The 20,599-nt window shown below is 67.2% G+C and carries 20 protein-coding genes and 1 tRNA gene; 11 read left to right on the top strand and 10 right to left on the bottom strand.

The features are described 5' to 3' along the window. Position 1: 1 nt before the first annotated feature. From kdpB to K883_RS14330, 10 genes are all read right to left on the bottom strand, one after another. Positions 2-2,161, bottom strand: coding sequence for a potassium-transporting ATPase subunit KdpB (kdpB, locus tag K883_RS14285; protein ID WP_020821802.1), 2,160 nt, complete (start codon positions 2,159-2,161; stop codon positions 2-4). After that, positions 2,161-3,831 (bottom strand): potassium-transporting ATPase subunit KdpA, encoded by a 1,671-nt coding sequence (gene kdpA / locus K883_RS14290; protein WP_020821803.1) that lies wholly within the window; start codon positions 3,829-3,831, stop codon positions 2,161-2,163. Before kdpA ends, kdpB begins: the two co-directional genes overlap by 1 nt. After that, positions 3,832-3,921, bottom strand: coding sequence for a potassium-transporting ATPase subunit F (locus K883_RS14295; protein WP_036428576.1), 90 nt, complete (start codon positions 3,919-3,921; stop codon positions 3,832-3,834). It abuts the gene before it with no gap. Continuing rightward, positions 3,918-4,001: a hypothetical protein gene (locus K883_RS14300; RefSeq protein ID WP_008254247.1), complete on the bottom strand. Its 84-nt coding sequence runs from the start codon at positions 3,999-4,001 to the stop codon at positions 3,918-3,920. Before K883_RS14300 ends, K883_RS14295 begins: the two co-directional genes overlap by 4 nt. Positions 4,002-4,160: 159 nt before the next feature. Continuing rightward, positions 4,161-5,696 (bottom strand): sensor histidine kinase, encoded by a 1,536-nt coding sequence (locus K883_RS14305; RefSeq protein ID WP_020821804.1) that lies wholly within the window; start codon positions 5,694-5,696, stop codon positions 4,161-4,163. Then, complete coding sequence (locus K883_RS14310) at positions 5,693-6,466, bottom strand: response regulator transcription factor (protein WP_008254249.1); 774 nt, start codon at positions 6,464-6,466, stop codon at positions 5,693-5,695. Before K883_RS14310 ends, K883_RS14305 begins: the two co-directional genes overlap by 4 nt. Positions 6,467-6,693: 227 nt before the next feature. Then, on the bottom strand, positions 6,694-6,978 hold the full coding sequence (locus K883_RS14315; protein ID WP_008254256.1) for a WXG100 family type VII secretion target: 285 nt from the start codon (positions 6,976-6,978) through the stop codon (positions 6,694-6,696). Positions 6,979-7,019: 41 nt separating this feature from the next. Next, positions 7,020-7,316, bottom strand: coding sequence for a WXG100 family type VII secretion target (locus K883_RS14320; protein ID WP_003874404.1), 297 nt, complete (start codon positions 7,314-7,316; stop codon positions 7,020-7,022). 161 nt (positions 7,317-7,477) lie between these two features. Then, complete coding sequence (locus tag K883_RS14325; protein ID WP_008254257.1) at positions 7,478-8,632, bottom strand: PPE family protein; 1,155 nt, start codon at positions 8,630-8,632, stop codon at positions 7,478-7,480. A gap of 58 nt (positions 8,633-8,690) precedes the next feature. Next, positions 8,691-9,575, bottom strand: coding sequence for a PPE family protein, SVP subgroup (locus tag K883_RS14330; RefSeq protein WP_008254258.1), 885 nt, complete (start codon positions 9,573-9,575; stop codon positions 8,691-8,693). A gap of 350 nt (positions 9,576-9,925) precedes the next feature. On the opposite strand from K883_RS14330, the gene K883_RS14335 reads away from it, so the two are divergent. From K883_RS14335 to K883_RS14385, 11 genes are all read left to right on the top strand, one after another. After that, positions 9,926-9,999: transfer RNA gene (locus K883_RS14335), tRNA-Leu, on the top strand. 97 nt (positions 10,000-10,096) lie between these two features. Next, the gene (locus K883_RS14340; RefSeq protein WP_231504838.1) at positions 10,097-10,510 is read left to right on the top strand and encodes a hypothetical protein; all 414 of its coding nucleotides are present in this window, start codon (positions 10,097-10,099) and stop codon (positions 10,508-10,510) included. Positions 10,511-10,579: 69 nt separating this feature from the next. Further along, positions 10,580-11,797: a class I SAM-dependent methyltransferase gene (locus tag K883_RS14345; protein ID WP_020821806.1), complete on the top strand. Its 1,218-nt coding sequence runs from the start codon at positions 10,580-10,582 to the stop codon at positions 11,795-11,797. Positions 11,798-11,882: 85 nt separating this feature from the next. Beyond that, positions 11,883-12,680 (top strand): hypothetical protein, encoded by a 798-nt coding sequence (locus tag K883_RS14350; protein ID WP_020821807.1) that lies wholly within the window; start codon positions 11,883-11,885, stop codon positions 12,678-12,680. A gap of 83 nt (positions 12,681-12,763) precedes the next feature. Then, entirely contained in the window at positions 12,764-13,525 is a 762-nt protein-coding gene (locus K883_RS14355; protein ID WP_020821808.1) for a DUF427 domain-containing protein, read from the top strand. Positions 13,526-13,923: 398 nt separating this feature from the next. After that, a complete protein-coding gene (locus K883_RS14360; RefSeq protein WP_231504839.1) occupies positions 13,924-15,015 on the top strand; it encodes a YncE family protein in 1,092 nt (363 codons plus the stop codon). A 130-nt stretch (positions 15,016-15,145) separates the two neighbouring features. Then, on the top strand, positions 15,146-16,402 hold the full coding sequence (locus K883_RS14365; protein ID WP_233432788.1) for an IS30 family transposase: 1,257 nt from the start codon (positions 15,146-15,148) through the stop codon (positions 16,400-16,402). 250 nt (positions 16,403-16,652) lie between these two features. Continuing rightward, positions 16,653-18,284 carry a long-chain fatty acid--CoA ligase gene (locus K883_RS14370; RefSeq protein WP_020821813.1) on the top strand — a complete coding sequence of 544 codons (1,632 nt, stop codon included), beginning with the start codon at positions 16,653-16,655 and terminating at the stop codon, positions 18,282-18,284. A gap of 13 nt (positions 18,285-18,297) precedes the next feature. Continuing rightward, positions 18,298-18,771, top strand: a complete 474-nt coding sequence (locus K883_RS14375) for an SRPBCC family protein (protein ID WP_020821814.1) — start codon at positions 18,298-18,300, stop codon at positions 18,769-18,771. 28 nt (positions 18,772-18,799) lie between these two features. Further along, complete coding sequence (locus K883_RS14380) at positions 18,800-19,690, top strand: class II glutamine amidotransferase (protein ID WP_020821815.1); 891 nt, start codon at positions 18,800-18,802, stop codon at positions 19,688-19,690. A gap of 24 nt (positions 19,691-19,714) precedes the next feature. Continuing rightward, positions 19,715-20,584 (top strand): patatin-like phospholipase family protein, encoded by an 870-nt coding sequence (locus tag K883_RS14385; protein ID WP_036455520.1) that lies wholly within the window; start codon positions 19,715-19,717, stop codon positions 20,582-20,584. The last annotated feature ends 15 nt before the right edge of the window (positions 20,585-20,599 follow it).

Consider the following 20,599-nt stretch of genomic DNA (forward strand, 5'->3'; position numbering starts at 1 on the left):
ATCAGGACATCCCGGGGATGAATTGGACGATCAGGTCGATCGCCTTGATTCCGGCGAACGGGGCGACGATGCCGCCCAGACCGTAGACATACAGGTTGCGGCTCAACAGTTTTGACGCGCTGCTCGGCGTGTACCGCACACCGCGCAGCGAGAGCGGGATCAGCAACACGATGACGATCGCGTTGAAGACGACCGCGGACAGGATCGCCGATTGCGGGCTGTGCAGCCGCATCACGTTGATCAGGTCCAGCCCGGGGAACAGCGCGACGAACATCGCCGGGATGATCGCGAAGTACTTCGCGATGTCGTTGGCGATCGAAAAGGTCGTCAGTGCCCCGCGGGTGATCAGCAGCTGCTTGCCGATCTCCACGATCTCGATGAGCTTGGTGGGATCGGAGTCGAGGTCGACCATGTTGCCGGCCTCTTTGGCGGCCGACGTGCCGGTGTTCATCGCCACACCCACGTCGGCCTGCGCCAAGGCGGGCGCGTCGTTGGTGCCGTCGCCGGTCATCGCCACCAGTTTGCCGCCGGCCTGCTCGCGCTTGATCAACGCGAGTTTGTCCTCCGGGGTGGCCTCGGCCAGGTAGTCGTCGACCCCGGCCTCGTCGGCAATCGCCTTGGCGGTCAACGGGTTATCACCGGTGATCATCACCGTCCGGATGCCCATCCGGCGCATCTCGTCGAACCGATCCCGCATGCCCTGCTTGACGACGTCTTTGAGGTGGATGACACCGAGCACCCTCGCGTGCCCGTCGACGCATTCCCCGACGACCAGCGGCGTGCCACCGCCGGCGGAGACGCCGTCGACGATCTCGCCGAGCTGCGCGGGGACGTCGCCCCCGTGGCCGCGCACCCATTCCGCGACCGAGCTGGCGGCGCCCTTGCGCAGCTGGGTGCCGTCGACCCCATCGAGATCGACGCCCGACATCCGGGTGGTGGCGGAGAAGGCGACCCAGTGGGCCTGTGCCAGCTCGCCTGGTGTGCGGGCACGCAGTCCGAAGTGCTGCTTGGCGAACACGACAACCGAACGGCCCTCGGGTGTTTCGTCGGCGAGGCTGGACAATTGCGCGGCGTCGGCCAGTTGTTCGGGCGACACTCCGTCGAGGGGAATGAAGGCGGCGGCCTGCCGGTTGCCCAGCGTGATGGTGCCCGTCTTGTCCAGCAGCAGGGTGTTGACGTCGCCGGCGGCCTCCACCGCCCGCCCGGACATGGCGAGCACGTTGCGCTGCACCAGCCGGTCCATGCCGGCGATGCCGATGGCCGACAGCAGCGCGCCGATGGTGGTCGGGATCAGGCACACCAGCAGCGACACCATCACGATCTCGGTCACGCCGCCGGCGTCCAGCGCCTGGCTATCCGGGACGCCGGGGTTGTTCGCCTTGGAGTAGATGGCCAGCGGCTGCAAGGTCACGACGGCGAAGACGAAGATGATCGTCAACGCGGCCAGCAGGATGTTCAGCGCGATCTCGTTCGGGGTCTTCTGCCGGTTGGCGCCCTCGACGAGCGCGATCATCCGGTCGATGAAGCTCTCGCCGGGCTTCTGGGTGATCTTGACGACGATCCGGTCGCTCAGCACGGTGGTGCCGCCGGTGACCGCCGATCGGTCGCCGCCGGACTCCCGGATCACCGGCGCCGACTCGCCCGTGATGGCCGATTCGTCCACGGAGGCAATGCCTTCCACCACGTCACCATCGCCGGGGATCGCCTGGCCGGCCTCGACCACGACGATGTCGCCCTGTCGCAGTTGCGCCGCGGCGACGGCTTCCTCGACCGCGGCGGCCCCGGGTACCCAGTCCTTGAGCCGGCGGGCGACGGTTTGCGTTTTGGCTCGGCGCAGCGTTTCGGCCTGGGCCTTGCCCCGCCCCTCGGCGACCGCTTCGGCGAGATTGGCGAACAGCACGGTCAGCCACAACCAGATCACGGCCAGCCACGCGAACCAGCTCGGCGCGGCGACCGCCAGGACGGTGCTCCAGGCGGCGCCGATTTCGACGATGAACATCACCGGGTTGCGCCACAGGGTGCGGGGGTTGAGTTTTCGCAGCGCGTCCGGGGTCGAGCGCCACAGCATCCTCGGGTCGAGCAGGCCGCCCTGCACCCGTTTTCTGCCGGTGGACGCCGCCGGTCGCGTCTGCTCGGCCGGCTGGATCGCGGTGGCGGTCATCAGTGAATCCCTTCGGCGAGGGGCCCGAGCGCGAGCATGGGCAAGAACGTCAGGGCAACGATGATCAACGTGACGCCCGCGACCATGCCCACGAACTGCGGCCGGTGCGTGGGCAAGGTGCCCGCCGAGGCCGGTGTGCTGCCTTGCCGGGCCAGCGATCCGGCCAGCGCCAGCACGAGCACGATGGGCAGGAACCGGCCGAAGGCCATGGCCAGGCCGAGAGCGGTGTTGTACCAGTCGGTGTTGGCGCTCAGCCCGGCGAAGGCCGACCCGTTGTTGTTGGCCGCCGAGGTGAACGCGTAGAGGATTTCGGAGAGTCCGTGCGGTCCGCTGTTGAGCATGCCGGCGCGTTGGCCGGGCAACGCCATCGCGATCGCGGTGCCGGTCAGGACAATCAGCGGAGTGACCAGGAAATAGCTTGCGGCAAGCTTGATCTCGCGCGGGGTGATCTTCTTGCCGAGGTATTCGGGGGTGCGTCCGACCATCAGGCCGGCGACGAACACCGTGATCACCGCCAGCACCAGAATGCCGTACAGGCCGGAGCCGGTGCCGCCGGGCGCGACCTCACCCAGCTGCATGTTGAACATCGTGATCATGCCGCCCAGGCTGGTCAGCGAGTCGTGCGCGGAATCGACTGCGCCGGTGGACGTGAGCGTTGTCGCGGCGGCGAACACCCCCGAGTCGGCGACGCCGAAGCGCTGCTCGACCCCCTCCGTCGCCGCGCCGACGGCCGTCGGCACCGTGCCGTGGTGCTGCGTCTGGAACCACAGCATGAAGGTGGTGCTGATCATGTACAGCGTCGCCATCACGGCCGCAATCGCGTAGCCCTGCTTGGTGTTACCGACCATGCGCCCGAACGTGCGGGGCAGTGAGAACCCGATCACCAGGATGAGGAAGATCTCCAGCCAGTTGGTCCAGCCGGTCGGGTTCTCAAACGGGTGCGCGGAATTCGCGTTGTAGAAGCCGCCGCCGTTGGTGCCGAGTTCCTTGATGACCTCCTGGCTGGCCACCGGTCCGCCGGTGATGGTCTGCTGGGCGCCGCCGACGGTGGTGACCACCTGGTCGTGCAGGTGGAAGTTCTGGATCGCCCCACCGGCGATCAGCAGGATCGCGCTGACGATGGCGACGGGCAACAGGATGCGCAGCGTCCCGCGCACCAGGTCGACCCAGAAGTTGCCGAGCTCGCCGGTGCGGGTGCGGGCGAACCCGCGCACCAGCGCCACGGCGACCGCCATCCCGACGGCGGCGGACACGAAGTTCTGCACCGCCAGGCCGGCCATCTGCACGAGATGTCCCTGTGTCGTCTCGCCGGAGTAGGCCTGCCAGTTGGTGTTGGTGACGAAGCTGACCGCGGTGTTCCACGCCAGCGAGGGCGTCAGCCTGGTGGCCGGATCATGCAGGTGCAGCGGCAACTTGCCCTGGACGAGTTGGAAGACGAACAAGAACAGAATGCTGATCGACGAGAACGCCAGCACGCTTCGGGCATAGGCCCCCCAGGTCTGTTCCGAGCGCGCGTCGACGCCGATGAGCCGATAGATCATCCGCTCGACAGACGAATCCTTCTTCGCGGCGTACACGCGAAACATGTAGTCCCCGAAGGGCACGTGGACAACCGCCACCGCCGCGACGAGGACAACGAGGAAAACGATCCCGGCCGTTGTCGTGCTCACTCAGAACCTCTCGGGGAACAGCAGGGCGCCCCCGACGTAGAGCGCAACGAGGACGGAAAGCACCAAGCCGACCGTGTTTTGGTAGTTCATAGCCGCTCGACCAGCTTCTGAGCCACGCCGAGTGCGGCGAACACCGCCACGGTCAGCACGACGTACACCGCCACGCCCATCTCGTCTCCGTTCCGCGCCAATCACGCGCATACGCAAGGGACCCCGAGTAGCCCCACCGTCGCGCGACAGCCGCGGGCCAACGTCCGATTGAAACTAACCGGGTGGCGTGCGGTGCGGGTGCGTGGTTGACGGTTTCCTAACGGGGCTACCGTGCACCTTTACGGTTTGTTAACGCCCCGTGGCGGCCCGTCGATCAGGGGGAGCTTTACCCGGAAAACCGTCTCGTCCTCCGTGGATTCGACGGTGACCGAACCATGATGGGCCTTGACGATCGAACTGACGATCGGCAGGCCCAGTCCGTGACCCGAGCCGTCGGATCTCGATTTGTCTGCGCGGACGAACCGTTCGAACAGCCTGGGCAGCAGCTCTTCGTCGATGCCGGGCCCGTCGTCGGTGACGGTCAATTCCACGAACGGCGGTTCGGGACCGTCACGGTGGCAGGTGATTCCGGTCGTCACCGTCACCCCGGGCGGTGTGTGCACCCGGGCGTTGCCCAGCAGGTTGCTGACCAACTGGTGCAGCCGGGCGTGGTCGCCCCGCACCCAGACCGGATGGTCGGGCAGGTCTTTGACCCAGTGGTGGGTCAGCGCTGCCACCGTCGCGTCGTTGACCGCGTTGTTGGCCACCGCGGCCAGGTCGACGTCCTCGGACTGCAGATCTTGCCCTTCACCCAGCCGGGAAAGCAGCAGCAACTCGTCGACGAGCAACGCCATCCGCCGGGCCTCGGATTCGATGCGGGCCAGCGCGTATTCGGTGGTCGGCGGCAGCTCCGAACTGTCCTGGCGGGTGAGTTCGGCGTAGCCCTGAATCGCCGCCAAAGGTGTGCGCAGCTCGTGGCTGGCGTCGCTGATGAATTGCCGCATCCGCAAATCGGATTCGACCCGATGCGCCAGCGCGCCATCGACGTTGTCCAGCAAGCGGTTCAGCGTGTGGCCGACGATCCCGACCTCGTTTTGCGGGTCGGTGTCCTGCGGTTGGACCCGGATGCTGATGCGGTGGTCGTCGTCGGCGAGCGGCATGGCGGCTACGTTGGCCGCGATCGCGCCGAGCCGGCGCAGCGGGCGAAGCGTGTACCCGACGACCCACCCGGTCAGAGCCGCGGTAAGGGCCAGCGCCCCGGCGGTCAGCGCGATCGTGGTGATCTGCTTGCGCGCGATGATCCGGTCGGCGAAGTTCTGCGACATCCCGACCACGAGCACGTCGGAGCCGTCCACGGTGCTGTCGAGGCGATAAGACCCGAGCCTGCCCAGTATTTCGGTCCGGGGTGGGCCGCCGGACCACGTCTGCCCTTCCAGCGCGCTGATGACGTCGGCCGGCGCGGGTTTCGGTTCGCCTTCGGAGAAGACCGCCGACCCGATCACCACGCCGTTGCGCAGCACGGCGATCAGGTTGCCCGGCGTCTGTCCGGTGAATTCCAGCATCGCCTGTCCGATCGGCGGTGTGCCCGGATGCGTCGAAGTGTGTTCGCCGTTGCGGTATTTCGTGTACTGGTGGCTGAACGCGTCAAGGGACTCGGCGATGTCGGCGTCGCTCATGGCGTTGACATAGCCGCGCAGGCTGAGCACGGAAACGATGCCGACGGTCACCAGCACCACGCTGACCACGGCCAGCACGCCCAACAGCAGCTGGCGGCGCAGCGACGAGGGAAACCACCGGGGAAAAATCCCGGATGTCGCGGCCTTGTCTTCCGTCATTCCGCCGGCCGCAGCATGTACCCCACGCCGCGGACCGTGTGAATCATCGGCTCCCGGCCGGAGTCGATCTTTTTCCTCAGGTACGAGATGTAGAGATCCACAATGCTGGTGCGCCCCGCGAAGTCGTAGTTCCACACCCGGTCCAGGATCTCGGTGCGGCTCAGCGCGCGCCGCGGGTTGCGCATGAGGAAGCGCAGCAACTCGAACTCGGTGGAGGAAAGCGACACCGCGGTGTCACCGCGGGTGACTTCCCGGCTGGCGGTGTCGACCCGCAGGTCGCCGACGATGAGGGTTTCGGCCGTCGGCGTGGGCGGCTGGCCGGAACGGCGGAGCAACCCGCGCAGCCGGGCGACCAATTCCTCCAGGCTGAACGGTTTGGTCATGTAGTCGTCGGCGCCCGCGGTCAGGCCGGTCACCCGGTCCATGACCGAGTCGCGCGCGGTCAGGAAAAGCGTCGGGGTGTAGACGTCGGATTGGCGCACCCGCTCGAGGATCCGCAACCCGTCGACGTCGGGAAGCATGATGTCGAGGACGAGCACGTCGGGGCTGACCCTCTCGAACTTGGCCATGGCCTCGCGCCCGTTGTGGGCGATGTCGACCACCCAGCCCTCGTAGTGCAGGGCCATCTTCACCAGATTGGTCAGCGCCGGCTCGTCGTCGACCAGCAAAACCCTGATCGGTGAGCCATCGGCACGGTTGATCCGCGGCAGCTGCCCCAGGATGGCTTGGCGGGGCCGCTGCGAGCCTGAGTATCCGGCCGTTGCGGTCATATTCCTTCAATTCTGGCCGGTCACACACCGGATTGTCACGGAGTTCATAGAATTCTCAAATGTATGCGGGTCTTCCGACGCTTTCGAAAGGCGCTGTGCATTGCGGCGTTACGGGCATTCGTCTTCCAAAACGACGGCGCCCGAGCGGGTTTCGTCGAGTGGACGGAAGATGCGAAACGGGGCCGCGCACCGGTCGGTGCGCGGCCCCGTTTTCAAGAGACGAGGCGTCAGGCCCAGCTGGACCCGACGGCGCTGTCGGTGCTGGCCATGTTGTTGCCCGCGGACTGAACCTTCTGTCCGTGGGAGTTGGCCTGCTCGTAGATCACCTGGAAGTTGCGACCCAACTGGGTGATGAACTCCTGGCACGCGACCGAACCGGCACCGCCCCAAAAGTCGCCGGCAGCAAGCACATCGCGAATGATGGCCTGGTGCTCGGCCTCCAAGGACGCGGCCTGGGCGCGGATCAGGGCGCCGTGGGCGTCTACGTCGCCGAACTGGTAGTTAATGCTCATTACATGGCTCCTTAAAAGTGTTGGGCAGCAGCAGTTCTGGGCTAGCTGCTGAGGATCTGCTGCGAGGCCTGCTCTTGCTGCTCGTAGTTGTTCGCGTCGCGGATCAGCCCGTCGCGCACCCCGTGGAGCATGTTGACGATGTTGCGGAATGCCTGGTTGACCTGGCCCATCGTGTCATACGACGTCGCCTGCGCCTGGCCGCTCCAGCCCGCGCCCGCGATGTTCATCGACGACGCCCACATCTTGCGAGCCTCGTCCTCGACGGTCTGGGCGTGGACCTCGAAACGGCCCGCCATCGCCCGCATCTCGTGCGGATCGGTCATAAAACGTGTTGCCATCTCGGCTGTCTCCTATCTTGATAGCTTCAGTCGGCCGAAGTCTTAACAATGGAAATTGATGCGGCGGTGGCCGCGGTTCAACTAGATTACGGCCTGCCGGTTAATTGTTCGCCTCAAACGGGCGACATGTACCCCCTTGATTCCCGTATCAGCGTCCCTCCTCAGACGACAACCTGCTTGGGCATGACGATCGGCTTGAAGCCGTACCGGGGTCCGGTGCCGTAGGCGCCGGCGCCCTTGGCCGCCGCCGCCATGCCCGGCATGCCGGGCATCGCGGTGACGCCCTCCGCTTCGGCCGCGGCCGTCCAGCCCGAACCCTCGAGCGGAGCGGTGGCCGATGCCAACGACGACGCCGGGGCGGCCGCGTTCCAGCCGGCCGGCACCGAGAGGCGGCCCACGGTGGAGGCCTCGCCCAGCGCCGCCGATGCGCCCGCGCCCGACACCGAGCCCACCGTCGTGCCGGGCGTGATGGCGGCCGCGCCCGCCGCCGGCGCGACGGAGTCGGCCAGCGAGAACGGAATCGATGGCACCGATCCCAGCGTGTGCCCCAGCGACACCGCGTTCGGGATCGTGGCACACACCCACCAGGCCGCGGTGTTGACGGCGCCGTTGGTGGCGTTGAGGAACGACGGGGTGCCCATCAAGTTGTCGATGGACTGCAGCAGGCCGCCACTGCTCGTTGGCGACGTGATGAGCGACGACAGGTCCAGACCGGCCGTCTGCGACGTACTGTTCGCCGCGTCGAAGGCGACCGCGCCGTTGTCCACGGCCGCGGCTCGCGCCGGGTCGGTGGTCGACGTCAGCGGCGTCACCGGGGTGAGGACCCCGGCCGCCGCCGACGCGGCCTGGTAAGTGGCCATCATGGTGGCGTCTTGTACCCACATCTCGGCGTATTGCGCTTCGGTCGCGGCGATCGCGGCCGAATTGACGCCCAGGAAGTTCGTCGCGACGAGTGTGGCCAGCAACGTGCGATTGGCCGCGATCACCGGCGGGGGCACCGTCGCGGCGAACGCCGCCTCGTAGGCAGCCGCCGACGCGGTGGCCTGCGCGCTCGCCTGCTCGAGGGTGGTCGCCGTCTCCGTCAGGTAGGACACGATGGGCTGGGCGGCGGCCGCCGCCGCGGCCGACCCACCGCCGGTCCACTGTTCGGTGGTCAAAAGCGAGATGATCGACTCCCACTGCGTGGCGGTGGCGCTCACCTCGGCGGCCAGGTTGGCGTACGCCGTCGCGGCGGCCATGAGCGGAGCCGAGCCCGCACCCGCGTACATGAGCGAGGAGGTGATCTCCGGGGGCATCGCTGAAAAGTCAAGAACCATCTGGGTTTCCCGCTCCTTGTCTGTTCGGATTCGATGTCTGACGAGTGGCCGTGGTCGCCTAGACGGCCGCCGGTTTCGGCATGACGATCGGCTTGACGCCGTAGCGCGGCGCGCCGAAGCCGGCGCTGTTGCGCCCCATCGCTCCCACTCCGGGCATGCCGGGCACCACCGTGCCGGCGCCGGTCTGCGGCGCGGCGGCGGTCCAGCCGACGGTCTGCAGCGGCGCGGCGCTCGAGCCGGCCACCGGGGTGGAACCGGCCCAACTCGGCGGCACCGAGAGCTTGTTGACCATGGTCGCCTGGCCCATCGCGGCGGCGGGCATCGCGCCCACGCCCGCCACGCCGCTCACCCCGGCGCCGGCCGGCGTGGTCGAGGTGGCCAGGTCCGCCGCGGCGGCCGCACCGGCGGCGTCGCCGGACGTGTCCAGCAGGCCGCCACCGGCGAGGCCGAGGAGGTTCGACGTGGCCGACGCCCAGTTTCCGAAGCCGATGTTTCCGATGTTGGCGCCGTTGCTCGACAGGCCGAACATGCCGCCGAGGCCGCCGCTGGACTGGCCGTTGAAGCCCAGGAGCCAGGCAAGGATGTCGATCGGGTTGGAACCCGTGGCAGCGCCGGTGCCGGAGTCCGCGGCGTCCAAAGCCTGAACGGCGGCCTGGCTGGCGTTGACGGCCTCGGTGTCGCCGTAACTGTTGGAGCTGATGCCCAGGGTCTGCGAGTACTTTTCCAGCTGCGCCTGCGCCTCGGCGGCGATCGCCTGGTACTGGGTGCCGTACGCCGAGAAGATCGCCGCCTGCTGGGCCGACACCGGGTCGGCGGCGGCGGGAGCGATGACGGTCGTCGCCGACGCGGCGCCCGCGTTTTGCGCCGCCAGGTTGCTGTTGATTCCGGACAGCAACGTCTCCGCGGCTAGCATTTCCTCGGTCTGTGTTGTCAGAAACGACATCTGTTGCTCCTATGCTGAACGAGCCGACCCCCGGTGTGGATCGCTGTGTGTTCACGTAACGGCCGCTGTGCGTTGGCGTAACGCTAGCGAGCCACAACTCCACATTCCCCACCCAATGAGCTGGGGTTACAGTCGTTTACGGCTTCTTAACGACAAGGGCGGCAGTTTTAACAAGACCCTGTCGGACGACATCGGGACGTCATCTGATCGCGGGCGCGAAAAGGGAGAAATCGCGCGCGGCGCGCGGATCCTAATCGATGGACACGGCCCCCGCATGTTGGACGTCTGGCAAATATCGGCCGGGATGCGATGCCCCGTGTTCGGGTTTCACGCGCTAGATTCGCCGCCGGGCCCCCATAGCCCAATTGGCAGAGGCAGCGGACTTAAAATCCGCCCAGTGTCGGTTCGAGTCCGACTGGGGGCACCGCGAAACGCGTCCGAACACGCAGGCGCCCTGTGGACGCCACGCCCGCATTCACCGCCTCGCGGCGCCGGTGTGGGTTTACCGCTAGTGTCCAGGGATGGACGGACAGCCGGCGGTATTGCTCAGACCAACGATTCGTACGGCTTTCGATCCGGGCTCCCGGCAAGACGTTGACGCACTGCGCAGTGAGCTGGCCAGCGAAGGGCGCAACGTCACCCTCCGAATGCCCGATCCCGGCAAGTTCGCCGTTCACACGCCGGAGTCGGTCAGCGTCTACATCCTCGCCGGCGTCACAACCCAATTCCTGTCGCTGTTGCTGGCCGATATCTCCGACAGCATCAAACGGTGGCTGGTCAGTCGCTTCAACAAGGACGACAAGGCCAGCGCGCAGGCCGTGACGATCTACGTGCACGGCAAGGCCGTCAAAAGCATTCTCGGCAGAAGCGCCGACGACATCGAGGACGTGTCCACGTACCTCGAGGGCTGGGACGCAACGGCGACCCGCCCCTGAACAGCCCACTCGCGGTAAGTTGCTCGAGACCGTTGTGCGAGCCGCCACCGCGAAGGAGCCAGCGCGAAGGTGTCCGAGGATCCGCGGGCTGACGGCGTCTCCCGCCAATACGATCGGTGGGAATATCCGCCCCCGGTAACCGATCTCGAGGCGTGGACCAAGAACCATTGGGATTGGTTCGATCCCTTCTATGCGCATCGCGTGTTGTGGCCGAACCGCGCATACAAGCCGGACCTCGACATCCTCATCGCGGGTTGCGGCACGTTCCAGGCGGCCGTTTTCGCCTTCATGAACCGCGCCGCCAGGGTCGTCGCGATCGACGTCAGCCGGGCCGCGTTGGATCACCAGCGGTACCTGAAGGACAAGCATCAGCTGACCAACCTGGAACTGCATTTGCTGGCCATCGAAGAGGTCTCGGCGCTGTCCCGCGACTTCGACCTCATCGTCTCCACCGGCGTCTTGCACCACCTGGCGGATCCGTTGGCCGGGCTCAGCGCGCTCGGTGGATGCCTGCGCAGAGACGGCGCCCTGGGGGTCATGCTCTACGCCAAATACGGCCGGTTCGGCGTGGAGCTGCTCGAATCGGCGTTTCGCGACCTCGGCCTGTCGCAGGACGACGCGTCGGTTCAGCTGGTCAAGGAGGCGGTTGCGGCGCTGCCGCCCGACCATCCCGTCCGTCCCTACCTGCACGGCGCGCGTGACCTGATGTCCGACGGCGCGCTGGTCGACACCTTCTTGCACGCCCGCCAACGCAGCTACACCGTCGAGGAATGCCTGGAGTTGGTCGGCGCCGCCGGGCTGACGTTCCAGGGCTGGCTGCGCAATTCGCCGTATTACCCCCACGACGGGCTCTCTGCGCAGACGGGTCCATTTCAGTCGCTGTTGAACCGGTTGCCCGACGCCACGCTGTGGTCGGTGATGGAACGCCTGCAGCCGGCCAATGCCACCCACTTCTTCCTCGCCTGCCGCCCCGAACGCCCGACACGGGACTATGCGATCGACTTCTCGACGGCGTCGTCCCTCGATTACGTCCCCCTGCCGCGGACGGCATGCCTGCTGTCCGGCGACGAGATCCACCTTCCCTGCGCGAAGCTGACACTCACCGCGGCCCAGTTGCCCTTTGTCCGGCACGTCGACGGGCGGCGCACCATACGGGAAATCGTCGATGCGGTGGCCCAGGGCAGCCGGGAGGACGGCACGCGGGTGCGCGAGTTCGGGCACCAGCTGTTCCGGTCGCTGTGGCGCCTCGATTTCCTGGCGATGGCGCTGCACACGTCGTCGGATTAGCACCCGGTCGACGTGGTTCAGCGTCGGACCAACATTTTGGGCCTGCCCACGCCGGAGCGAACCGTCACTCATACACTGACCCAGCATGGGCATGCTGTTCGGTCTCTCGCCGTGGATCGTGTATTGGGTCCTTGTCGGAAACGTTCCCTTCGCCGCCGCGGTACTGGTCGCGCTGGCGGTCGCCGCCGCCGGCCTGGGCCTGGGCGGCGCGACGGGCAGGCGGTGGCAGTTCTTTGACTTCGCTTCTGTCGCAGCGCTTTTGATCCTCGCCGTGCTGACTTTCACGCTTAGTCAGTCGTTCCTCGAGCGGTGGCTACTGACGCTGAGCAACGCCGGGATCTTGGTGGTGACGCTGGTCGGGATGCTGGTCGGCAAGCCGTTCGTGGCCGAATTCGCCGCCGCGGAGCACGCGCCCGACGTCGCCAAAACCGAGCTGTTCGGCCGCGTCGTCCAGGTCCTCGGCTGGGTCTGGGTCGCGACGTTCGCCGCCATGACGGTCTCCTCGGCCATCCCGTCGATCGTGCAACGACCCGCGGCGAACGCCTCCGCCCTGATCCTGGACACCAAGACCCCGCTGTCCTTCCTCTGCTACTGGATCATCCCCTTCGGGCTGCTGGGCCTGGCCGCGGTGGCCTCGCGGCTGCTGCCCGACCGGATGCTGGTCGGGATCGACGATGTGGAGCGGGAAACCTCCTTCGTCGCCTACGACGAGGCCACCATCGACGAGCTGTACTTCCTCGCCCAGGAACACGCCAACCGAGAGGCGGGCCCGGGCAAGGAGGCCTACGCCGTCAAGGTCGGCGGGATGGGAACCCCGTTGACCGGAGACGAGTCCCGCAAGTCGTGGCCGTCGACGTACAAGGTGCGCGACAAGCGGCACTGAACCCCACAAGGAGTCGTGATGAACGCGCCCAGCCCGACGGAGGGCATCGTGTGGATTCACCACACGCCCGGATACGGCCGACCATGACCGACTATCCGCAAATGGCCGCCGCCCGGGGCAGGATCGAGCCCGCACCCCGGCGCGTCCGTGGCTTTCTCGGCGACGCGCTGGTCTTCGACACCACCGCCGCCCGCTACGTGTGGGAGGTCCCCTACTACCCGCAGTACTACATTCCGCTGGCCGACGTCCGCACCGAGTTCCTGCGCGACGAGAACCACGCGCAGACAGTGCAATTCGGCCCATCGCGGCTGCACACCCTGGTGGCCGCCGGCCAGACGCATGCGTCCGCCGCACGGGTATTCGACGCCGACAGCGACAGCCCGCTGGCGGGCACCGTGCGGTTCGAATGGAATCCATTGCGCTGGTTCGAAGAGGACGAGCCGATCTACGGTCACCCGCGCAACCCCTATTCGCGTGTCGACGCCCTGCGCTCGCACCGCCATGTCCGGGTGGAGCTCGACGGAATCACCTTGGCGGACACCAAATGTCCCGTGTTTCTGTTCGAAACAGGCTTGACCACAAGGTATTACATCGACCCCACCGACGTCGTCTTCGAGCACCTGCGACCCAGCACCACGCAGACGTTGTGCCCGTACAAGGGAACGACGTCGGGATATTGGTCGGTGCGGGTGGGTGACATCGTGCACGAGGACCTGGCGTGGACCTACCACTATCCGCTGCCCGCGGTCGGTCAGATCGCCGGCCTGATCGCCTTCTACAACGAAAAGGTCGACATCGTCGTCGACGGGGCCCCATTGGCGCGGCCGCAGACGCAGTTCAGCTAGCGGCGGCGGCCGACTCGCGGCGATGTGATATTCGCCTCGCTGACGGCAAATCCTGAGAATTCCTTACTAAAGCCTCGGTCGAGCGGAAACGCGAATCGTTAGCGGTGTAGGCAAAATCCGCCGGAAGCGGGTTTGCATGCGTTTCGCTACGGGTAAGCGATTGCGATACAGCGTGATTGGAAGTCTGAGCAGAACCTGAGTGCGCGGAGTGACGTAGCTAACGTCGAGCATTTTGAACTGCTTTAAGGCGAATTTTGGTCAGTAGACTACCGAAAACCAGTCTCGTCAGCGCCTTTCGGTGCTGAAAGCCGGTGGATCCGGAGGCCAAATCGTCGCGTGTGTGCGGCGACGCCACTTTGGCCACCAGGGCCGACGAACACAGCAAAGGCGGTACCAGCGTGAGTGATGCATACGACCCAACGGCGGCCGGGTTCTCGGTCGACGACACCGCGGTGGTTCGAGTCCCGGTGCACCACGGCCCGATCAGCGACATGGACCTCAGCGGCGACGGTCGCCGGCTGCTCGTCACGAACTATGCCCGCGACGCGGTAACGGTCATCGACGCCCACACCCTTCGGGTCTCGAGCACCCTCGCCGGCCTCAGCGAACCGTCCGCCGTCGCCATGAGCAGCGCGGACGCCAACTACGCCTACGTCAGCACCGCCACCGCCGCCTACGACGCCATCGAGGTCATCGACGTCGTCACGAACTGGCGGATCGCCACGCATCGGGTCGCGCACAGCGTGAGCGACCTGACGGTGAGCGCCGACGGAAAGCACCTGTACGCGAGCCGAAACGCCGTTCGCGGCGCCGACGTGACGGTCCTGGACACCACCACGGGCGAACTCGAGGTGATCGAACTGGCCACCGCACCCGGCACGACCACCGCATGCGTGCGGGCCAGCGCCGACGGGCGGCGCCTCTACGTCGGGGTCAACGGGCCGAACGGCGGCAGCCTCGCCGTCGTCGAAACCCGCACCCGATCCGACGGTGGCCGGGTGGGCGGCCGCTCGCGCGTCGTCGGCACGATCGAGCTCGGTCTGCCCGTCCGCGATGTGGCGCTGAGCAGCGACGGCGCCACGGCATACGTCGCCAGTTGCGGCCCGGTCGTGGGCTCGGTGCTCGACGTCATCGACACCCGCGCGAACAAACTCGTCAAGACGCACAAGATCAACGAGATCACCGGGCCGCTGGCGCGGATGACGCTCAGCCGCGACGGCGAGCGGGCCTACCTGGTCAGCGACGACCGCGTCACGGTGCTGGGCACCCGCGCGCTCGACGTCCTCGGCGAGGTCACGGTGACCAAGAACCCGTCCTGCGTGCTGGAAAGCCCCGACGGCAGCCACCTGTACGTCGCCGACTACTCCGGAGTGCTCACCGCGGCGCGCATCGACTCGGGCCAGACGCCGCACAGCGGCGACGCGGATCACCCGGACGCGACCGCGGCCTGGCTGTTCGATGTGCCCCAGTGGGAGCCGGCGCTGGCCTAGCCGGCTTCCCGCGGTATTTCGCGGCGCCGTGCCGCGATTGTGAATCCTCGCCCTTGGGTGTGAATCCTTGGCGGCGATCGTCGGCTTGGGCTCAAGGGGTGATTGCAACACTTCGTAGTTAGGGGTGTTGATGTCGGGTGAGCCGCAGCTGTTGTCGGTGCAACGTCGGTTTTGGGAGTTGATCGCAGCGGGGGTGTCTTCGGAGGATGCCGGGGTTGCGGTCGGCGTGTCGGCGACGTGCGGTAGCAAGTGGTTTCGCAGGTTTGGTGGTGTGAATCCACGATGGGTTGCCCCTCAGGGGCAGAAGCGGCCGCGGTTGTCGATTGATGAGCGTGAACAGATCATGATCGGTACCGCGCAGGGTGAGTCGATCCGCTCGATGGCGGCCCGGTTGGGTCGGGCCCCCTCGACGGTGATGCGCGAGATCGCCCACAACGGCGTGATGCGCGGGCATGTTGGCCGTTATCGTGCCCGGTATCGCTTCGGGGCTCGCCGGGCCGGCTGGGACGCAAAATCGGGGTATTCGGCGCGGATTGCTCAGCTGCGCAGTGAGCAGCGCGCGCGGCGTCCCAAGACCGGCAAGCTGGGGCGTTGCCCGGCGCTGCGCACCGAGGTGCAAGCGTGGTTGGTCAAGAAGTTCAGCCCCGAACAGATTGCTGGGGAGTTGGCCAGGACTTACCCTGATCGCCCGGAGATGCAGGTGTCCCACGAAACCATCTATAAAGCGCTCTATGTGCAAGGACGCGGGGAATTACGCCGCGAGTTGACCAAGTGTCTGCGGACCGGGCGTGCCCTGCGCAAGCCTCGCCACCGGTCCCGTGCGGGCAGCGGCCGCATTCCGGGCATGGTCAACATCAGTGAGCGCCCCGCCGAGGCTGCTGACCGTGCGGTGCCAGGGCACTGGGAAGGCGATCTGATCATCGGCAAAAACCAGCGCTCCCAGATCGGCACGTTGGTCGAGCGTTCCACGGGATTCGTGCAACTTTTGCATCTGCCCACTCGACGAGATCCTGAGACTGTGGCCGAGGTGATGGTCACGACCATCCAGGCCTTGCCCGAGACGTTGCGCAAGACGCTGACCTGGGACCAAGGCAGCGAGATGGCTGCTCATGCCCGTATCAGCGTCGATGCCGGCATCGACATCTACTTCTGCGATCCACATTCACCCTGGCAGCGCGGCAGCAACGAGAACACCAACGGCCTATTGCGCCAATACTTCCCGAAAGGCACCGACCTATCCGTGCACTCCGCGGACTACCTGGCAGAAGTCGCCGCCGAACTCAACGAACGACCCCGAAAACGATTCGACTGGGACAACCCCACCAACCGCCTCAACCAACTACTACAGTCACCGCCAACAGAAACCACTGTTGCAACCAAACCTTGAAACCGCCCGGCGTGTCGCCACCCAGCGTTCACACTCAACGCCCAGGACGCACACTCAATGGAGGCGGGCGTCGGAAACTGCCCAGGACGCGGAAGGAGCCACCCCAAAGCCGTACCGGCCGAACGGGATCCACGTCCCCGGCCACCGGCTCGGGTGATGTCTGCCACGATCGCCGAATTCGGGCTTAGGGTGGGAAGCGGTCGGCGGCTTGGCACGGACGGTGCCGCGCGGAGAGTGAGGCGGTACATCGATGGACGGCACGATGCAGGACTATCCGTTGACGATCACCGCGATCATGCGCCATGGCTGCCGCGTTCACGGGGATCGCACCGTCACCTCCGCCACCGGGGACGGCTACCGCACGACGAGCTATCGGGAACTGGGCTGCCGGGCCGCCCAGCTGGCGAATGCGTTGCGCCGGCTCGGCGTGTCCGGTGACCAGCGGGTCGCGACGTTCATGTGGAACAACGCCGAGCACCTGACGGCGTACCTGGCGGTGCCCTCGATGGGCGCCGTACTGCACACCCTCAACATCCGCCTGTTCCCCGAACAGATCGCCTACGTCGCCAACGAAGCCGAAGACCAGGTGATGCTGGTCGACGCCTCCCTGATCAACGTGCTCGCCCCGGTGCTGTCCCGCCTCGAGACCGTGCACACCGTGATCGCCGTCGGCGAGGGCGACACCGAACCGCTGCGGGAATCGGGCAAGACCGTGCTGGACTACGCCGACGTCATCGCCGGGGAGCCGACCGAATTCGACTGGCCGCACATCGACGAGAAATCCGCGGCGGCGATGTGCTACACCAGCGGGACCACCGGCAACCCGAAAGGCGTGGTGTACAGCCATCGTTCGAGTTACCTGCACACCATGGCGGCGTGCACCACGAACGGCATCGGCGTCGGGGCCGTCGACAGCGTGCTGGCGATCGTGCCGATGTTCCACGCGAACGCCTGGGGCCTGCCGTACGCGGCGCTGATGGCCGGCGCCGACTTGGTGCTGCCGGATCGCCACCTCGACCCGGCATCGGTGGTCGGCATGATAGAAGACCTGCGCCCCACCGTGACCGGCGCGGTGCCGACGATCTGGAACGCCGTCCTGCACCACCTCGAGGACGACCCCGACCACGACCTGTCGTCGCTGCGGCTGGTGGTCTGCGGCGGCTCGGCCGTCCCGGTCTCGCTGATGCGCACCTTCGAGGAAAAGCACGACGTGCAGATCCGGCAGCTGTGGGGCATGACGGAGACGTCGCCGCTGGCGACCATGGCCTGGCCACCGCCGGGCACCCCCGAGGACCAGCACTGGGCCTTCCGCGGAACCCAGGGCCAACCGGTCTGCGGGGTGGAGATGCGGATCGTCGACGACGACGGTCAGGTGCTGCCCAACGACGGCGTCGCCGTCGGGGAGGTGGAGGTCCGCGGCCCGTGGATCGCCGGCTCCTACTACCTGGGCCACGACGAGTCGAAGTTCGACTCCGGCTGGCTGCGCACCGGCGACGTGGGCCGCATCGACGGCCGCGGTTTCGTCACGCTGACCGACCGGGCCAAAGACGTCATCAAATCCGGCGGGGAATGGATCTCCTCGGTGGAGCTGGAGAACGTTCTGATCGGCCACCCCGAGGTGGTCGAGGCCGCGGTGGTCGGCGTCCCCGACGAACGCTGGGAGGAACGACCACTCGCGGTGATCGTGGCCAAGGAGGGCGCGTCGGTCAGCCCGGGGCAGCTGCGAAACTTCCTCGCGGACAAGGTCGCTCGGTGGTGGCTGCCCGAACGGTGGACGTTCGTCGACGAGATCCCCCGCACCAGCGTCGGCAAGTACGACAAGAAAGCCATTCGCTCGCGCTATGCCGAAGACGGCTACCAGGTGGTCGAAGCCCGCGACTGAAAGGCTTGAGGCAGTGACACATTCACTCGTCGTCGACCAATCGGTCGTCACACCGGTCGCGGTGCACGACGCGTTCGGCCGGACGCTGCCGATGCCGCTGCCCACGCTGTTCAACCGCTGGTACGGCCCGTTCCCGCCGATCCGCGACGTGCGCGAGCAGACCGGCGCCTGGGACGCGGCGGGGCAGACCCGCATCGTGCACCTGGCCGGCGGCGCCACCATGCGCGAGGAGCTGACCAGTGTCGACCCGCCGCGCTCGTTCGGCTACCGGCTCCGCGAGGTCACCGGTCCGATGGCGTTGCTGGTCGATCACGTTGTGGGCGAATGGATTTTCACACCGGCGGCCACCGGAACCGAGATCACCTGGCGCTGGGACATCCACCCGAAGTCGCCGCGCACGGCCTGGGCGCTCCCGCTGCTGGGCAGGATGTGGAAGGGCTACGCGCGGCGCGCGCTGGCCAACCTGTCGGCCTTGCTGACGAAGTGAGGCCCGCGAACCGTTACGGTGTGAAGGCATGTGCCGACTCTTTGGCCTGCACGCCGGGACGCACGCGTGCACCGCGACCTTCTGGCTGCTGGACGCGCCGGACAGCTTGTCCGAACAGAGCCGGCGAAACCCGGACGGCACCGGCCTGGGCATCTTCGACGAGCACGCCGCGCCGCACCTCTACAAGGAGCCGATAGCGGCCTGGCAGGACGCCGCATTCGCGACCGAGGCGCACCGGATGACCGGCACCACCGTCATCGCCCACGTCCGCTACGCCACCACCGGCTCGCTCGACATCCGCAACACCCACCCGTTTATGCAGGACGACCGGATCTTCGCGCACAACGGCGTCCTCGAAGGGCTGGACATCATCGACGAGCGGCTGCGCGAGATCGGTACCGCCGACCTGGTATTGGGCGACACCGACTCCGAGCGCGTGTTCGGCTTGATCACCGGCTCGATCCGGGCCCGCGGCGGCGACATCACCGCGGGGCTCGTCGACGCCATGCGATGGCTCGCCGAGCACGTCCCGATCTACGCCGTCAACGTGCTGCTGAGCACGGCCACCGACATGTGGGCGCTGCGTTACCCGCAAACCCACGAGCTCTACGTCTTGGATCGATCCGACGGTGTGGCGTCCCAAGACCCCGAATTCGACTTGCACACCATACGAATTCACGCGCGCTCCGAGCACCTGTGCACGCGGCCGTCGGTGGTGTTCGCCACCGAACGCATGGACGCCGACCCGCGCTGGCGCCTTCTCGAGCCCGGCGAGCTGATTCACGTCGACGCCGGGTTGCGCGTCACCCGCAGCCTGGTGCTGCCCGACCCGCCCAATCAGCTGTTGCGACGGGAGGACCTGAGCACGCCGGTGGAGGACTCCCAACACGCCCTGCCGAGCACCCGACGGCTGGTCTGAGGACGTTTGGCAGAGTTGGTGAGCGTGACGAACAAACGCGCCCTGGTGCTGGCGGGTGGCGGGATCGCGGGAATCGCCTGGGAGACAGGTGTTCTGCGGGGCATCGCCGACGAGTCGCCGGCCGCGGCCCGGCTGTTGATCGAATCGGATGTGCTGGTGGGGACGTCGGCGGGCTCGGCCGTCGCCGCGCAGCTCGGCAGCGGCCACACGCTGGACGAGCTGTTCGACCGGCAAGTCGCCGAGTCGTCGGCCGAAATCGACTCCGGCGTCGACGTCGAGACCATCACCGAACTGTTCCTGACCGCCCTGGCCGCGCCGTACGAGGAGCCGCTGGACAAGACCCGCCAACAAATGCAGCGGATCGGGGCCGTGGCCCTGGCGACCGAAACCGTTCCCGCGCCGGTGCGCCGCCAGGTGATCGCGCAGCGCCTGCCGTCGCACGAGTGGCCCGAGCGCGCGGTGCGGCTCACCGCCATCGACGTCGCCACCGGAGAACTGACCGTCTTCGACCGCGAATCGGGCGTCGACCTCGTCGATGCCGTGGCGGCCAGCTGCGCGGTGCCCGGGGCGTGGCCGCCGGTGTCGATCGCGGACCGCCACTACATGGACGGCGGGGTGGCCAGCTCGGTCAACCTCGTGGTGGCCGCCGACTGTGACGTCGCGGTGGTGCTGGTGCCTTCGGGCATCGACGCGCCGTCGCCGTTCGGCGCCGGGCCCGCCGCCGAGGTCTCATCGTTTCCCGGGGCGGCGTTCGCGGTGTTCGCCGACGCCGATTCGCTGGCCGCCTTCGGGCCCAACGCCTTGGATCCGGGCTGCCGCATCCCCTCGGCCATGGCCGGGCGCGAGCAGGGTCGCCGCGAAGCCGCGGCCATCGCCCGGTTCCTGGGCTTGTGACGGATTCTGTTGCCG

This window comes from Mycobacterium sp. TKK-01-0059, from assembly GCF_000709305.1.
Taxonomy (GTDB): domain Bacteria; phylum Actinomycetota; class Actinomycetes; order Mycobacteriales; family Mycobacteriaceae; genus Mycobacterium; species Mycobacterium intracellulare.

Excerpts from the sequence above, each read along its gene's own strand:
- K883_RS14325 (WP_008254257.1), bottom strand. The coding sequence starts at position 8,632 with ATGGTTCTTGACTTTTCAGCGATGCCCCCGGAGATCACCTCCTCGCTC.
- kdpB (WP_020821802.1), bottom strand. The coding sequence starts at position 2,161 with ATGACCGCCACCGCGATCCAGCCGGCCGAGCAGACGCGACCGGCGGCG.
- K883_RS14340 (WP_231504838.1), top strand. The coding sequence starts at position 10,097 with ATGGACGGACAGCCGGCGGTATTGCTCAGACCAACGATTCGTACGGCT.
- K883_RS14370 (WP_020821813.1), top strand. The coding sequence starts at position 16,653 with ATGGACGGCACGATGCAGGACTATCCGTTGACGATCACCGCGATCATG.
- K883_RS14330 (WP_008254258.1), bottom strand. The coding sequence starts at position 9,575 with ATGTCGTTTCTGACAACACAGACCGAGGAAATGCTAGCCGCGGAGACG.
- K883_RS14305 (WP_020821804.1), bottom strand. The coding sequence starts at position 5,696 with ATGACGGAAGACAAGGCCGCGACATCCGGGATTTTTCCCCGGTGGTTT.
- K883_RS14315 (WP_008254256.1), bottom strand. The coding sequence starts at position 6,978 with ATGAGCATTAACTACCAGTTCGGCGACGTAGACGCCCACGGCGCCCTG.
- K883_RS14310 (WP_008254249.1), bottom strand. The coding sequence starts at position 6,466 with ATGACCGCAACGGCCGGATACTCAGGCTCGCAGCGGCCCCGCCAAGCC.
- K883_RS14365 (WP_233432788.1), top strand. The coding sequence starts at position 15,146 with ATGTCGGGTGAGCCGCAGCTGTTGTCGGTGCAACGTCGGTTTTGGGAG.
- K883_RS14380 (WP_020821815.1), top strand. The coding sequence starts at position 18,800 with ATGTGCCGACTCTTTGGCCTGCACGCCGGGACGCACGCGTGCACCGCG.
- K883_RS14300 (WP_008254247.1), bottom strand. The coding sequence starts at position 4,001 with ATGGGCGTGGCGGTGTACGTCGTGCTGACCGTGGCGGTGTTCGCCGCA.
- K883_RS14295 (WP_036428576.1), bottom strand. The coding sequence starts at position 3,921 with ATGAACTACCAAAACACGGTCGGCTTGGTGCTTTCCGTCCTCGTTGCG.
- K883_RS14355 (WP_020821808.1), top strand. The coding sequence starts at position 12,764 with ATGACCGACTATCCGCAAATGGCCGCCGCCCGGGGCAGGATCGAGCCC.
- K883_RS14350 (WP_020821807.1), top strand. The coding sequence starts at position 11,883 with ATGGGCATGCTGTTCGGTCTCTCGCCGTGGATCGTGTATTGGGTCCTT.
- K883_RS14320 (WP_003874404.1), bottom strand. The coding sequence starts at position 7,316 with ATGGCAACACGTTTTATGACCGATCCGCACGAGATGCGGGCGATGGCG.